This is a genomic window from Streptococcus oralis (assembly GCF_026782375.1).
Taxonomy (GTDB): domain Bacteria; phylum Bacillota; class Bacilli; order Lactobacillales; family Streptococcaceae; genus Streptococcus; species Streptococcus oralis_CL.
The window spans coordinates 18,266-33,466 of the sequence record NZ_JAKUWJ010000004.1 but is presented as its reverse complement, the minus strand read 5'-3'; the positions used below and the strand labels follow the sequence as shown (position 1 = coordinate 33,466).

13 protein-coding genes are annotated in these 15,201 nt (G+C 42.9%); all 13 read right to left on the bottom strand.

All coding sequences use genetic code 11. The annotated features are described in order from the left end of the window. Positions 1 to 172 precede the first annotated feature (172 nt). On the bottom strand, positions 173 to 1,264 hold the full coding sequence (purK, locus tag MK409_RS08065; protein WP_268705950.1) for a 5-(carboxyamino)imidazole ribonucleotide synthase: 1,092 nt from the start codon (positions 1,262 to 1,264) through the stop codon (positions 173 to 175). Next, complete coding sequence (gene purE, locus MK409_RS08060) at positions 1,251 to 1,739, bottom strand: 5-(carboxyamino)imidazole ribonucleotide mutase (RefSeq protein ID WP_268705949.1); 489 nt, start codon at positions 1,737 to 1,739, stop codon at positions 1,251 to 1,253. The genes purK and purE overlap by 14 nt, the downstream gene beginning before the upstream one ends. Before the next feature lie 32 nt (positions 1,740 to 1,771). Next, on the bottom strand, positions 1,772 to 1,888 hold the full coding sequence (locus MK409_RS08055) for a phosphoribosylaminoimidazole carboxylase (RefSeq protein ID WP_080980075.1): 117 nt from the start codon (positions 1,886 to 1,888) through the stop codon (positions 1,772 to 1,774). Between the two features lie 94 nt (positions 1,889 to 1,982). Next, entirely contained in the window at positions 1,983 to 3,245 is a 1,263-nt protein-coding gene (gene purD, locus MK409_RS08050; protein ID WP_268705948.1) for a phosphoribosylamine--glycine ligase, read from the bottom strand. Between the two features lie 218 nt (positions 3,246 to 3,463). Then, positions 3,464 to 4,552, bottom strand: coding sequence for an RES domain-containing protein (locus MK409_RS08045; protein WP_268705947.1), 1,089 nt, complete (start codon positions 4,550 to 4,552; stop codon positions 3,464 to 3,466). Beyond that, complete coding sequence (locus MK409_RS08040) at positions 4,549 to 5,496, bottom strand: sce7725 family protein (protein ID WP_268705946.1); 948 nt, start codon at positions 5,494 to 5,496, stop codon at positions 4,549 to 4,551. The genes MK409_RS08045 and MK409_RS08040 overlap by 4 nt, the downstream gene beginning before the upstream one ends. 12 nt (positions 5,497 to 5,508) lie before the next feature. Beyond that, positions 5,509 to 6,342 (bottom strand): sce7726 family protein, encoded by an 834-nt coding sequence (locus MK409_RS08035; RefSeq protein ID WP_268705945.1) that lies wholly within the window; start codon positions 6,340 to 6,342, stop codon positions 5,509 to 5,511. Positions 6,343 to 6,659: 317 nt separating this feature from the next. Next, entirely contained in the window at positions 6,660 to 8,207 is a 1,548-nt protein-coding gene (gene purH, locus MK409_RS08030; protein WP_268705944.1) for a bifunctional phosphoribosylaminoimidazolecarboxamide formyltransferase/IMP cyclohydrolase, read from the bottom strand. A gap of 26 nt (positions 8,208 to 8,233) precedes the next feature. Then, the gene (locus MK409_RS08025; protein ID WP_164497069.1) at positions 8,234 to 8,407 is read right to left on the bottom strand and encodes a hypothetical protein; all 174 of its coding nucleotides are present in this window, start codon (positions 8,405 to 8,407) and stop codon (positions 8,234 to 8,236) included. After that, positions 8,408 to 8,956, bottom strand: a complete 549-nt coding sequence (gene purN / locus MK409_RS08020; protein ID WP_268705943.1) for a phosphoribosylglycinamide formyltransferase — start codon at positions 8,954 to 8,956, stop codon at positions 8,408 to 8,410. Continuing rightward, the gene (gene purM, locus MK409_RS08015; protein WP_268705942.1) at positions 8,956 to 9,978 is read right to left on the bottom strand and encodes a phosphoribosylformylglycinamidine cyclo-ligase; all 1,023 of its coding nucleotides are present in this window, start codon (positions 9,976 to 9,978) and stop codon (positions 8,956 to 8,958) included. The genes purN and purM overlap by 1 nt, the downstream gene beginning before the upstream one ends. A 38-nt stretch (positions 9,979 to 10,016) precedes the next feature. Then, positions 10,017 to 11,459: an amidophosphoribosyltransferase gene (purF, locus tag MK409_RS08010; protein ID WP_268705941.1), complete on the bottom strand. Its 1,443-nt coding sequence runs from the start codon at positions 11,457 to 11,459 to the stop codon at positions 10,017 to 10,019. Positions 11,460 to 11,471: 12 nt separating this feature from the next. Further along, positions 11,472 to 15,197, bottom strand: a complete 3,726-nt coding sequence (locus MK409_RS08005; RefSeq protein WP_268705940.1) for a phosphoribosylformylglycinamidine synthase — start codon at positions 15,195 to 15,197, stop codon at positions 11,472 to 11,474. Positions 15,198 to 15,201 lie beyond the last annotated feature (4 nt).

Below are 15,201 nucleotides of genomic sequence, written 5' to 3'. Positions count from 1 at the left end.
TAACTTCCTTCACGGAACAAGAATATTCTAAGACTAGCTGATTGCCAGCTCTCTCTCTAAAATATGAATCCCCTCTCTATCCGCAATCTATGGAACAATCAAATCGTCCGTATAAGTCAGTGTTACGGTCGTTATTTCATCATCCAGCAATTCATCAAATTCTTCTGTCATTTCAAAAATCAATCCCCTCCCCAAACTCAACCATACTATCCGGTACATCACTAAACAAAGTCACATGTCCCATCTTGCGGTTGTGCTTCGCTTCTATTTTACCATACATGTGGAGGTGGGCGCTTTGATTTTCTGTGACATATTTTTCAGCGACCTCGACATGCTGGCCGAGGACATTGAGCATGACAGCAGGTGCATGTAGTTTGATGGCTGGCAATGGTGCTCCCAGAACGCCTAGAATATGGGTATCAAACTGAGAGAAGTCGCAGGCTTCGATTGAATAGTGACCAGAGTTATGTGGGCGTGGGGCAATCTCATTGACAATGATGTTATCAGCGGTCGCAAACATTTCCACGCAAAGGGTTCCAGACAAGTTGAGTTGTTCTGCGATTCGCACCGCCATAGCTTTGGCTTTGGCTGCTAGACTTTCTGAAATGCGGGCAGGCACAATAGTTTTTGAAAGGATGTTGTTTCGGTGAATATTTTCCTGAACTGGGAAAACTGTCACGTCCTTGCCATTTCCTGACACGATGACAGAAATCTCAAGGTCAAAGTTGACAAATTCTTCCAAAACACAGTCTGCTGAATCTGCTAGCGCATAGGCTTCTTCCAAATCGTCTGCTGAAAGAATAACCTTTTGACCATGGCCATCGTAGCCACCCGTCGCAGTCTTGAGGACATAGTTTTTAGAGAGGTCGATATCTGCCAAATCTTGGCTTGAAGTCACGACCTTGTAGGGTGCCACAGTGACTTGTGCCTTGTTGGAAAGAAAGTCCTTCTCAAAAATCCGGTTTTGGGAAATCCGAAGTAGATCTGTTCCTTGTGGGAGTTGACCGTCTTTGATAACGGCATCCAAACCGTCAGCATCGACATTCTCAAACTCATAGGTCAGGACATCGCAACGCTCCGCCAACTGACGGAGGGCGTCCACATCATTATAAGGCGCCACGATGATTTCCGCCACACGAGAGGCTGGGCAATCCGCCGCAGGATCCAGCGCGATAACCTTGTGACCCATGTAGATAGCAGAAATGGCCATCATCTGACCCAGCTGACCACCACCGATAATTCCGATTGTTTTAGATGAGCTCATTCGTCGACTCCTCTGCGATTTTTCCTTGTTCTTCTGCGAAATCTGCCAATGCTGTCGCAATAGCCTGATCCTCTACTGAAAGGAGACGGAGGGCAAAGAGGGCCGCATTGGTCGCACCTGCTTCACCAATAGCCATGGTCGCAACAGGTACACCGCCCGGCATCTGAACGATAGAGTAGAGCGAGTCCACGCCACTAAGAGCACGTGATTTGACTGGTACACCAATGACAGGAAGGGTTGTTTTGGCAGCTACCATACCTGGCAAGTGAGCAGCGCCACCCGCACCTGCGATGATAACCTTAATACCACGACTACGTGCTTCTTCGGCAAGTTTGAACATAAGGTCTGGTGTACGGTGTGCGGAAACAACTTTCTTTTCGTAGGCTACACCGAAGCGGTCTAGGACTTCGGCGGTTTTTTGCATGGTAGCCCAGTCGGATTTTGAGCCCATGATGATGGAAATTACTGGTTTCATTTTTAATCCTATTTCTTCCTTTTTTTTGACAATCACCTTAGGTTGTGAGGGACGGCAGCAGCCACCAAAGGTGTCTCATGCCTAAATCGGAAGCCCAAGGTCTTCCGATTTCCCTGAACGATTGGCTTATAATCCAATCGTTCTTTCACAACGGCGGTGATTGCTCTATATCAGCTCGCTAACGCTCGCAAATTAAACGACCATTAGCGTGTTTGGCGACTTCGTCGCGTTATTCTTATATCTTTACTTAATTGCTTTGCTTCCGATATCTGTTCGGTAAAAGAGGCCTTCTGTATTTTGTTTGTCAAGTTCCTTGTAGATGGTTTCTTGGACTTCTTTGACGGTATCAGCAGTGGTGACGAGCATATAGACACGGCCTCCGTTTGAAAGAAGGTCTTCCCCATTTTCAGCAAATTTAGCTCCGGCATAGTAAGTGATGATGTCGCCTTCTGTCTTGGTAGGAAGCTTGACACCTTTCTCATAAGCGAGTGGGTAGCCGTTTGATGCTACAACCACACCTAGTGTCACACCCTTATCCGTCCAAGTAATAGCTGGCTCATTGCTATCGAGGATATCCGTGATATTTTGTGCAAGGTCAGATGTCAAACGAGGCAAGATAATCTGAGTTTCGGGGTCTCCAAAACGAGCATTGAACTCGATGACCTTAGGTCCGTCAGCTGTTAAAATAAGCCCTGCGTAAAGGACACCAAGGTAAGGACGCCCTTCTTGGGTCATCCCCTCAAGGACTGGCTTGACAATAGTCTCCACTGCCGTGTCAACCACACTCTGTGGTAAGTGTGGAACTGGCGCAAAGGCACCCATCCCACCAGTGTTAGGCCCCTTGTCGCCATCATAGGCACGTTTGTGGTCCTGAGCTGTTGGCATGATGTAGAACTTGTCCCCATTAACAAAGGCAAAGAGAGAAAATTCCTCACCTTCAAGAAACTCCTCGATAACTACACGCGCACCTGAATCCCCGAATTTATTGTCCAAAAGCATCTCGTGAGCGGCTTCGACCGCTTGCTCGACTGTCTCAGCAACAACGACACCTTTCCCAAGGGCCAAGCCATCCGCCTTGACCACGATAGGAGCCCCCTGCTTTTCGATATAGGTCTTGGCTTCCTCAAAATCTGAGAATGTGCCATAGGCTGCTGTCGGAACGTCGTACTTGACCATGATTTCCTTAGCAAAATCCTTGGACCACTCCAGCTCCGCTGCAGCCCTAGTCGGACCAAAAGCCTTAAGCCCAACTTGATTAAAGTCATCCACGATACCTGCAGCCAAAGCATCATCTGGACCTATGAAAGTCCAAGCAATATCGTTGGCCTTTGCAAAGTCAATCAACTTAGAATGTTCGGAAATAGAGATATTTACCAATTCCAGACCATCCAGAGTCATTCCGTCATTTCCAGGGGCAACAAAAACCCTTTCAACGCTTTTTGACTCAAGCAACTTCTTAGCAATGGCATGTTCACGACCACCCGAACCAACAACTAACAGCTTCATTTCTCAACCTCTTTTGCGAATTATTTACTAATATTATATCACAAACGTTCGTTTTAATCTAATTATATTTGCGAGAAAAAATACAACATCGAGTAAACTTACTGAGCCTATTCCATTTTTAGTCTTTAAACACTCAATACCGCCTCATTATAAAACAAGGCGGTATTGGGTGCAGAATATCTCTAAAATATGTAGAAAAGCTTCGCTAGGTATTAAGCTTACCAGCTATAAGAAATATGATTTATTCGTTTCATCCTTATATCAGTTACCTCAAAACAATTCGGCGTAAATATAGCTAAATTGAATCCTTCGGGATTCATAACGCTACGAAATTCAATTCCTTGATAAATTAATTCTCCAGAAATTGGTTTGGTTAGAGATTTCACAAAATCAGCTATGTATTGAGTAAGTATATAATCTAGAATGTCATCAGACTTTCTCATTACTCTCCCCATCTCAGAATCGATCTTTTCTAGATGTTTTTTATTAATCGCTAATTCAGCAATATCATCAATAATTCCATCTTGAAAAGGGCTAATTTCATTTATTTTTTTAAAATCAATGACTGTTATGGGAGAATTTAACTTAAAAGTTCCAATACATACATGGTCATATAGCCCTGTTCTTGTTTCATGTATTGTTGTCGTTTCTGAATCACCTAAATAAAGCACAGCAACTCCTTTAGAATTAGCCCTTCCGTCAGCAGATTTACCTTTAGGCGGCGCTCCTATATCTTCTGATTCAAATTGTTTCCCGTCCTTTGAAATCCTACACCTATAGAATTGTTCTCCTTCTGAATAAGTCTTTTGGATCGCTTCGCAATACTTTTTTAAAATACATTTATTAATTTGATTTGAATGAAAACGATTGTTATATTTAATATCATCAACAAAGCGTTCCCAACTCTTACTGAACAATGAATGTTCTTGTAAATAGATTGGGTCATACATCTGCTTTACTCCAACAGGGTGTGTTAACAATTCAGGACTTTCTTCGAATAGATTTTTACAAATCTCAGAAAGCATTTGGTGAATCTTGAACTCCTCTTTAGTAGTAAATATATTCCAATTTGCAGCTATTTCTGTTTTTAGAAGCGTTTCTTGCCCAACTGGGAAATTTTCTATTTTATCTACTGGAGAAAAAATAGAAACGAGAGAGCTCAAAAATGGAATTAAATAGTAGTCATACTGTGTATCATAAACACAAACATTATTATTTGAGCAAATATCACAGCTAGCTTGCCTTTCAGCTATATTAACTTCGTTTTTAAGAATCTCATCTGCAAAACAATCTTTACAAATTTTCATTCACTGTCTCCACTGCTCCGGTCAAGATACTTACTAACCAATTCAATATGATGCATAATGGACAATTTCTTTACTGTGCCAAGACCTGGATAAGAACCCGTTTTATACAATTTTTCGAATTCATTTATCGCCAGCGTTCTTTCCACTCGGCCCTCATTGACAAATATAATTAATTTTTCAAGTGCTTCCTTAAACTTACCAGCTGGGTTTGTTGGATCTTGGTTTGTTTCTGATACAAAATGGTGAATTCTTAGATTTTCATCAGAATCAAAATAAACGATGTGAATGGCGACCGCATAAGGAGCAAAACCTGATTCACTATACTCCTCTCCTACAATGGAATAGTCAGAAAATCCCTTATATTCATCTGCTATAAAATATTTATGATCATCTGAGAAGAATTCATCATCTTTGTCTGAATAATCTGTATTTCTTGCTAATTTAACAAAATTGTCAACAATCTTGACTTTATTTCCCTGAACTTCTCTTTTTAGTCTTCCTATTTCTGAAATAAAATTATACGCCGTCTCTTGATCCATATAATTTTTATTATATCCTTGTAAATCATCGGGCTTCTTACATACTGTTATTTGTTTGCCAATATCCGCAATAGACTTAAAATTATCTTCTAAACTATAATCCTTACTTATCAACGAAACATAATAAAAATTCTCACTTTCATCAATCAAACTATCCAATCGAGTAGCAAGATTACTTTTAGAAAAATCGCTATATTCCTCCAAAAAAGATCCTACACCTGGATTCATTACAATGGAACATTTCTGCCTCTTATCTTTAAAACTCTCCAAAGTACTTACCAGTGTAGGAGATAATCTTACCGGTTCAATAATTGGAATTACAGCGCTTCCTAATTTATTATTTTCTAACAATTCTCTAAGAGCAATTAACTCATACTTCCTTCCTCTCAAATATGGAAAATACATATAAATACTCCTTTATTCATTTAAAAACTGCTTTAATGCCTTAAAATCCTTAGGTTTAAAATTCATGAAATACACCAAAAATTTAAGTTCATAAGGAACATCTGCAAATAAATCTTTATCTATTGAATTTCTCTTCTTTAATTCCATAAGAAAGTCCGAATAAAACTGTTCCAATGGAATCTTTTTGGTTAATAATTTACAAACGTCATAATACTCAAATTGAGACACATCTGGTAACGAATTAAAATGTTTCTCAATAATATTTTCATATTCCCCCTTACGAAGTATTTTAAAAATTATTTCCCTATCTAAATCAGTATTGTACTTCTCTGGTTTAATTATTGTTTTAATTTTGCTGTTTCTTTGGAGCACATAAAGACCTACAGGTTTTTTTAACAACCTGATCTTCTCCAAAGCTAGATTTACATTTTTTTCATGAGTAACAATTGCAACGTGATTAAATGCTCTATAGTATTCTGTGATTTGATTTTCTAACCTGTCAAAATTGTCAAATTCAGTTTTGATTTCATATACCACAGCTTTTCCATTTATTAAAATAAAATCTGGTTTTGCATTTCCAACAGGTATTTCAGTCAAAGCAGTAGTAGTATTTATACTATGTACCCCTAATAATAATTTATTTAACAACGTATTTTTATAAAAATATTCATTTCTATATGATTGAGAGAGTTTCATATAAGTATTTTGAATTATAGACAAATTATTACCTAATTTATGATGCTGCGATACACACTCAAAAATTGGATCTTTTTTATTTTGTACGAGGTTTTTTATAGTATTTCTGGAAAAAAATCTATTTATTAAATAATTTTTTTTAATTTCCAAATTAATCCCCTCCTTAATTTTGCCCTTCTAACATTCATTATATCAAAAATATCTACTTCTAACACGATTTATCATAACTTTATTTATCACCTTTATTCTAAAATTATGATGTTTTTCTAACCTACCAACAAGTTTCTCTTCTCATAATTTTTTATGAATCTACTACTTAATTTCGAAAAAGAGACTGGGTAAAAACCCAATTTCAGGCGAAAATAGAGTAAGTCTTCTCACAATAAAACACATAATATCAGGGATTTTCGATACCTGATATTATGCGTTTTCTGATTTTAAAGACTTTTTGCTCAGCCTCTATTTAATTAATGTCTAAAATGTCTTACTCCTGTGAAGACCATAGTCAAGCCGTATTTATCAGCCGCTTCGATAGACTCTTGGTCACGGACAGACCCACCTGGTTGGATGATGGCCTTGATCCCTGCTTTGGCGATTTCTTCCACATTATCGGCAAATGGGAAGAAGGCATCAGAAGCAAGGACTGCGCCATCAAGACGGTCTTTGGCTTGGTCAATGGCGATACGAACAGAAGCCACACGGTTAGTTTGACCTGGGCCAACACCAAGCGTCATGTGATCATTAGTGATGATGATACCGTTTGATTTGACATACTTAATAGCTTTCCATGCAAACTCAAAAGCAGTTGCTTCTGTCTCGGTTGGTTGGCGTTTGGTTACCACTTGCCAGTCAGCTGGGCTTTCCTTGACCACGTCTTGGTTTTGCACCAGAAGTCCACCTACTACGCCTGTGTATTCTGCTTCCACTTCGCTCGCTTCTTGAGCGTCAAATGGCAAGGCAAGGATACGCAAGTTTTTCTTTTTGTTGGTCAAAATGGCTAGCGCTTCATCCGTATAGCTTGGTGCGATGATGATTTCAAGGAAAACGCCATGCATCTTCTCAGCTGTCGCAGCATCCACCTCACGGTTAAGAACGACAATCCCACCGAAGATAGACACTGGGTCAGACTCATAAGCGTAGTCCCAAGCAGTCTCGATGTCATCAGCCTGACCGATTCCACATGGGTTCATGTGTTTGAGAGCCACAACGGTTGGACGGTCTTTGAAATCACGGATGATGCGGATCGCTGCATCAGCGTCACGGATATTGTTAAAGGACAATTCTTTACCGTTGAGCTGTTTAGCCGAAGCAATTGAGTAAGCCGTTGGCAAGGCTTTTTGGTAGAAATCAGCATCCTGTTGAGGATTTTCCCCATAGCGCATAGCTTGTTTTAGGTCATAAGTCAGAGTGAGTTTTTCAGGTTTGCTTTCACCCACTTGAGCTGTGAAGTATTCTGCAATCAAGGCATCGTAAGCTGCTGTGTGACGGAAAACCTTAGCCGCCAAACGTTGGCGAGTTTCATAAGATGTTTCGCCGTTTGCTGCCAATTCGTCAAGAACAACAGCATAGTCAGCAGGGTCTACAACAACGGTCACGCTGGCATGACTCTTCGCTGCTGAACGAAGCATTGATGGACCACCGATATCAATGTTTTCAACGGCATCCGCATAAGTCACGTCTGGTTTAAGAATGGTTTCCTTGAATGGGTAAAGATTTACCACAACAAGGTCAATCAATTCGATATTATTATCCTTAGCCGCTTCCAAGTGGCTATCCAGGTCACGACGAGCCAAGAGTCCACCATGGATATTTGGATGAAGGGTCTTGACACGACCGTCCATCATTTCTGGGAAGCCCGTCACATCATCGATGGCAATGGTCTCCACCCCAGCATTATCAAGGGCAACCTTGGTTCCACCTGTCGAGATAATGTCCCAATCAAGTTTTTTGAGTTCATGGGCAAATTCAACAATGCCCGCTTTGTCTGAGACGCTGATTAAGGCGCGTTTAGTCATGTTTTTTCCTTTCATTTTCAAATTCTCTACCTACGAATTTTTCGATTCATAAAGTGTAGGGAGACGATTACCAAGACTCCCAAAATTACTGTCAGTAAAAATCTCCCCCAATAGGGAATCTCTGGGAAGAAAAAATTTACCAGTAAACGTAGAATGATTGCCAAGGTAATCAAGGCAAGTGTTTCCAACCATTTTTTCATTTAATTGTCCAACAATTCTCTAATAACTTCTGGATACAACTTGTACTCCGCCTCATGAATCCGAGCTTCAAAACTGTCAATGGTATCATTCGCTAGCCTTGGCACACGCACTTGTTTAATAACCTTTCCTGTATCCACACCGGAGTCCACCCAGTGAATGGTCACGCCACTCTCAGTAACGCCAGCATTCCAAGCATCCTCAATCCCATGAGCTCCTGGAAATTCTGGCAGGTAAGCCGGGTGAATATTGATGATACGGCCTTCATAAGATGCTAGAAAAATTGGACCGACGATTTTCATATAACCCGCCAAACAGACTAGATCAATCTCGTGCTCATCCAAGAGCTCGACAATAGCTCCTTCGTAGTCTGCTTTGCTCTCGAACTCCTTGAGTTCGAAGGCATAGGATAAAACTCCAAGATTTTCGGCACGCTCAAGTACATAGGCATCCCGGTGATCTGAAAAGACAAATTCTACTGGAAATTGTTCCGCAATCACCTGAAAGTTTGAGCCGTTGCCAGAGGCAAAAACAGCAATCTTTTTAGCCATTATTTTATCACCACACTTGCATCTGTCTTCTTGACAATCCGACCGATTTCATAAACTGGTTCGTCGAGAAGTTCTTTGACACGTTCCACATGTTCTGGTTTCACTGCAAGCATAAGCCCCACACCCATGTTGAAGATTTCAAACATTTCTTCATGCTTGATCTGACCGTATTTTTCAAGGGCTTTGAAAATCGGAAGGACTGGAACTTTGTCTTCTTCGATTTCTGCTGCTAGATCATCTGCAAACATGCGAGGGACATTCTCGATGAAACCACCACCTGTGATGTGGGCAATACCGTTTACCAAACCTTCCTTGATGAGTGGCAGAACAGCTTTAACGTAGATACGAGTTGGTTCAAGAAGAACTTCTTTGAGTTTCTTTCCTTCCAATTCTGGCAGAATTTCCTCACCTGTGTAGTCCGCAAAGACACGACGGACGAGTGAGTAGCCGTTTGAGTGAATCCCACTTGAAGCAAGTCCGAGAAGAACATCCCCTTCTGCCACCTTTGAACCATCGATGATTTGGGATTTTTCAGCCACACCAACCGCAAATCCAGCTAAGTCATAGTCATCTGCGCCATACATACCAGGCATTTCAGCTGTTTCACCACCGATGAGGGCAGCACCAGCCTGCACACAACCTTCTGCCACACCAGCAACGACTTGTTCTAGCTTAGCTGGTTCATTCTTTCCTGTCGCGACGTAGTCAAGGAAATAGAGGGGCTCCGCACCTGCAGCGATGATATCATTGACACACATGGCTACACAGTCCTGCCCAATCGTGTCATGCTTGTCGTACTTGATAGCTAGCATGAGCTTGGTCCCGACACCGTCAGTCCCTGAGATCAAGACAGGCTCTTTTACCCCTGTCTTTGAAAGGTCAAACATGCCACCAAAGCCACCAAGAGCTCCCATGACACCCGCACGCTCCGTACGAGCCACGTGCTTTTTGATCCGCTCAACAACTTCATAACCTGCTTCAACATCTACACCCGACTGGGCGTACGCATTTTTATTTGCCATCTTCTCTTCCTTTCCTTTCATGGAGAGTCTTTATCCGTCTATTTGTAAAAACTGGTCTTATCCCCCAAGCTTCTACGATATTCTTCCTCATAGTCGTAGAGAGGAGTTGGGTAGTCCCCGTCAAAGTAAGCGACGCAAAGCCCACCATTTGGCGCATCTGTTTCAATCCCGATGGATTCAATCAAGCCATCAATAGAAAGATAGGTGAGACTATCTGCACCAATGATTTGACAAGTCTCTTCAACCGTATGATTAGCCGCAATCAACTCCTGACGCGTCTGGATATCAATCCCGTAGAAGCATGGATAAGCTAGCGCTGGACTGCCAATAGCAACGTGAACCTCGGACGCACCTGCTTCTTTCAAAAGCTGAACGATACGGCGAGAGGTTGTCCCACGAACAATGGAATCATCAATCATCACCACACGTTTGCCTTTAACGACACCCGAAACAGCAGACAGTTTCATCCGCACCCCTTGCTCCCGCAATTCTTGAGTCGGTTGGATAAAGGTGCGTTGCGTGTATTGATTCTTGATAAGACCCATTTCATTTGGCAGACCAGATTCTTCTGCAAATCCCATAGCTGCGCTGAGTGAGGAATTTGGCACACCGACTACGATATCCGCTTCGTGCTTGAACTCACGCGCTAATTGAGCCCCCATACGTTTGCGAGCTGTATGGACATTAACACCATGGATATTAGAGTCAGGACGGGCAAAGTAGATATACTCCATAGAGCAGATCGCCAACTGGGTATCATTCGTATAGCTATCATACTGAATCCCATTGTCATCCACGATTACAATCTCTCCTGGTTTCACATCACGAATCCACTCGGCACCAATGACTTCAAAGGCACAGGTTTCAGACGAAACCACCACCGCTCCGTTTGCCATTTTTCCGATAGAAAGCGGACGGAAGCCATTAGGATCAAGCGCAGCAATCAACTTATCCTCAAACAGCAAGATATAAGCAAAGCCACCTTTGACAAGGCTGAGCGCTTCTTTGATTTTGCCCATCAAGCTAGGGTTGTGACTACGGCGAATGAGGTGAGCCAAGATTTCCGAGTCCGAAGTTGAACTGAAAATAGCTCCTCTTTGTTCCAATTCTTTCTTGAGCGATTCGGCATTGGTCAAGTTTCCGTTGTGAGCCAATCCAAACTGCATATCATGAAAGCGAAAGAGGAAGGGCTGGATATTATCTACAGAAGCTTCGCCAGCAGTCGCATAACGCACGTGTCCAATCGCTCCGGTCCCTGTCAATTTATCCAAATTAGCAGGATTTCTGAACACTTCTGATAAAAGCCCCATATCGCGATGACGCTTCAATTGCCCCTGATCATTGGAGAGGATTCCTGCCCCCTCCTGACCACGGTGCTGAAGACTGTGGAGACCAAAATAGGTCAATTTAGCAGCATCTGGATGCCCCCAGATACCGAAAACACCACATTCTTCATTAAGAGATTTTACTTCGTATGTCATTTTTTATACCTTTTATTTCCCTGTGAAATAACGCACAGCCGACGCAAACAGATGCTGGTCTTTATTTCCTGGGATGTTTTGGAAGAGACCGTCTTCATAACGTTCTGAGTGACCCATCTTACCGATGATTTGACCGTTCTTGCTGGTAATTCCTTCGATGGCGTTGACTGAACCATTTGGATTGTACTTAGAATCCATACTTGGCTTGCCGTCAAAGTCTACGTATTGACTGAAAATTTGGCCATTGTCACGGAGCTCTGCAAATTCCTCAGCCGTCACGACAAACTTACCTTCACCGTGTGAGACTGGGATGGCATGGATGTCACCAACTTTCACGCCAGCAAGCCATGGTGAGTTGGTATTGGCAATACGAGTTTCCACCATCTTAGCCACGTGCTGGTTGGCATCATTGTAGAAGAGGGTTGGGCTGGTACTGTTAGCATCCTCAAAGTTCCCATATGGAAGGAGACCCGATTTGACGAGGGCTTGGAATCCATTACAGATACCAATAATCAAGCCACCTCGAGCGATAAAGTTATCAATAGCTACACGCACTTTTTCATTGAGCAGGATATTGACAATAAACTTAGCTGATCCATCCGGCTCGTCCGCAGCTGAGAATCCACCCGCGAAGAAAAGGATGTTAGCCTTGCCAATATTGTCAACCATGGTTTCGACTGACTTGACAATAGCTTCTTCATTCAAGGTCACAAATGGCACCAAGTTGACCTCTGCTCCTTCTTTTTCAAAAGCCTTGGCTGAGTCATATTCCGAGTTGGTTCCTGGGAAGACTGGGATGTAAACCACTGGTTTTTCAATAGTTTCTTTAGCTTTAATGACTATCTCAGAAGCGATAGCTGGCACTGCTTCCAGTTCTTTTGCTTGGGCAAATTCAGTTGGGTAGACTGCTTCCAATGTTCCTTGGAAGGCACTGTCAAGTTTCAGTCCATCTAGCTTCACACCGTTGACAGTCAGTGTAAAGTCTACGCTTGTTTGACCGATTTTCTCTACTCCAGCGATTTCTTCAGGAGAGGTGAAGACAAATCCGCCTAATTGAGCTGTCAAAGCCGTTTCAAGTTCAGGCAAGGTTACCTCTGCACCAATATGATTTCCAAAAGTAGCAAGAACTAAGCTTTCAAGAACACCACCGTATTTGACAGCTGATGCAGATGTTACTTTGTGGTCAGCTTGGATGGCTTCAAATTGAGCAAAGTTTTGCTTAATTAAATCAAAATCAATCTCTGCAGAGAGGGCTTGACCAGGAATGTAGTAGATGTTTTCACCAGCAGTCTTGAACTCAGGAGAAAGAACTTTACGGCTATCTGCCGTCGTCACCCCAAAAGCGACCAAGGTTGGTGGTACGGTCAATTCTTCAAAGGTACCAGACATAGAGTCCTTACCACCGATAGATGGTAAGCCAAGTTGGATTTGTGCTTCGATAGAACCTAGGAGAGCTGCTACTGGCTGACCGAAACGTTCAGCTTGTTTGTCCATCCGCTCAAAATACTCTTGGTAAGAGAAACGAGCCTTGGACCAGTTTGCACCAGCAGCAACTAAACGAGCAGTTGCTTCGATAACCGCATAGGCAGCGCCATGATATGGAGACCATTCTGCCACATATGGATTGAATCCTTGGGCCATGACAGACGCAGTGTGAGTCACACCGTGTTGAACTGGCAATTTCTGCACAGAAGCCTCAGTCGGTGTCAATTGGTAACGACCGCCAAGTGGGTGATTGACCGTAGAACGACCGACCGAGCAGTCAAAGATGGTCTGCAAGCCTTTTTGACTGGCATGGTTGAGATCAGATAGAACCGCAAGGGTATCAGCTTCTAGTGTGTCAGCAGATGTTTGACGTTCTTCTGGAAGTTCGACATCCTTGTCCACAACCTTAGCATCTACGACCACACGCACACCATTGGTATCAAGGAAACGACGTTCCAAGTCAACAATCGTTTCACCATTCCAGTGCATGACAAGATTTGGTTTTTCAGTCACTGTTGCCACAACAACCGCATCAATATTTTCCTTGTTACATTCTGCAACGAAGGCATCTACGTCTTCAGGACGCACCACAACTGCCATCCGTTCTTGTGATTCAGAGATGGCAATTTCTGTACCATTCAAACCTTGGTATTTAAGAGGAACCTTGTTGAGGTCAATTTCAAGACCGTCTGCCAATTCACCGATAGCTACACAGACACCACCAGCACCAAAGTCGTTGGATTTCTTGATAAGACGAGTGACAGCGCCATTACGGAAAAGACGTTGAATCTTGCGTTCTTCGATGGCATTCCCTTTTTGAACCTCTGCTCCAGCAGTCTCTACAGACTCAACTGTTTGAACCTTAGAAGAACCTGTCGCACCACCGACACCATCACGGCCAGTCTTACCACCGAGGAGGATAATGACATCTCCCGCTTCAGGTTTTTCACGAACCACATTTTCCTTTGGAGCTGCACCAACAACGGCACCCAACTCCATGCGTTTAGCTACAAAGCCTGGGTGGAAGTACTCACGAACGTAGGTCGTCGCAAGCCCGATTTGATTCCCGTAAGAAGAATAACCATGAGCAGCTGTTTTAGAAATAACTTGTTGCGGCAATTTACCAGCGCGAGTTTCAGAAATCGGTGCTGTAATATCTCCAGCACCTGAGATACGCATGGCTTGATAAACGTAGGAACGACCTGACAATGGGTCACGAATAGCTCCACCGATACAGGTTGCAGCGCCACCAAAAGGCTCAATTTCCGTTGGGTGATTGTGGGTTTCATTTTTAAACATGAGGAGCCAAGGTTCCTTGACACCATCAACGTCCACTTCGATTTCAACCGAGCAGGCATTGATTTCGTCAGACACTTCCATATCGTCCAAACGCCCATTAGTACGCTCATAACGACCGAAAATAGTTGCCATATCCATCAAGGTTTGCGGTTTTTCAGAACGGCCCAACTCCTCGCGCATAGCGATATATTTGTCGTAGGTCGCCTGCAATTGTTTTTGGAATTTAGAAGCTGAGAAATCAATCTGCTTCAACTCTGTCTCAAAAGTCGTGTGACGGCAGTGGTCAGACCAGTAAGTGTCCAAGACCTTGAGCTCTGTTTCCGTCGGCACACGCCCGATTGACTTGAAATAATCTTGGATAAAGAGCAAATCATCCACTTCCATGGCCATCCCTTGCTCGGCCTTGTAGCGGGCAAAGTCTTCTGCCGTATAGCTTTCAAAGAAAGTCAATTTCGGAATTGTCTTGTCTGACTCAGAAAATTCCTGCTTGGCAATTCCTGTCGTGATATCCTTGAAACGAGAATCCACTGGATTGAGCAGGTAGTTCTTGACCGCTTCCAACTCAGTCACATCAATATCTTTATTAACCAAGTACAATTGTGCTGTGTTGACCGTTACATCACTTGAGCTACCAAGCAAAAGCAAGGCTTCCTGTGAAGAAGCTGCACGCTGGTCAAATTGACCAGGCAAGCTTTCGATAGCAAAGAAAGCATAGTTAGCAAGATCAGCCTGCACAGCCGATTCGTCCAATACATGGTCTGTCACCTGCTCAGAGAAGATATGTTTTTCTGCAGGCGCAAACAAGTCCTCTGCCAAATCAAAGACATCATAAACCTGCACAATGCGAATACTTTTCAAAGTTGACAATCCCAAGTTGTGCTGGAGCTCTCTTACCAAACTCTCTGACTTGACCTGAAAATCAGCCTTTTTCTCAACAAAAATACGTTTATCCATCAAT

What these genes read in the sequence shown, in the direction of transcription:
- MK409_RS08025 (WP_164497069.1), bottom strand. Translation starts at nt 8,407, where the DNA reads ATGAAAAAATGGTTGGAAACACTTGCCTTGATTACCTTGGCAATCATT.
- MK409_RS08005 (WP_268705940.1), bottom strand. Translation starts at nt 15,197, where the DNA reads ATGGATAAACGTATTTTTGTTGAGAAAAAGGCTGATTTTCAGGTCAAG.
- purH (WP_268705944.1), bottom strand. Translation starts at nt 8,207, where the DNA reads ATGACTAAACGCGCCTTAATCAGCGTCTCAGACAAAGCGGGCATTGTT.
- MK409_RS08045 (WP_268705947.1), bottom strand. Translation starts at nt 4,552, where the DNA reads ATGAAAATTTGTAAAGATTGTTTTGCAGATGAGATTCTTAAAAACGAA.
- purD (WP_268705948.1), bottom strand. Translation starts at nt 3,245, where the DNA reads ATGAAGCTGTTAGTTGTTGGTTCGGGTGGTCGTGAACATGCCATTGCT.
- MK409_RS08040 (WP_268705946.1), bottom strand. Translation starts at nt 5,496, where the DNA reads ATGTATTTTCCATATTTGAGAGGAAGGAAGTATGAGTTAATTGCTCTT.
- purN (WP_268705943.1), bottom strand. Translation starts at nt 8,956, where the DNA reads ATGGCTAAAAAGATTGCTGTTTTTGCCTCTGGCAACGGCTCAAACTTT.
- purE (WP_268705949.1), bottom strand. Translation starts at nt 1,739, where the DNA reads ATGAAACCAGTAATTTCCATCATCATGGGCTCAAAATCCGACTGGGCT.
- purK (WP_268705950.1), bottom strand. Translation starts at nt 1,264, where the DNA reads ATGAGCTCATCTAAAACAATCGGAATTATCGGTGGTGGTCAGCTGGGT.
- purF (WP_268705941.1), bottom strand. Translation starts at nt 11,459, where the DNA reads ATGACATACGAAGTAAAATCTCTTAATGAAGAATGTGGTGTTTTCGGT.
- purM (WP_268705942.1), bottom strand. Translation starts at nt 9,978, where the DNA reads ATGGCAAATAAAAATGCGTACGCCCAGTCGGGTGTAGATGTTGAAGCA.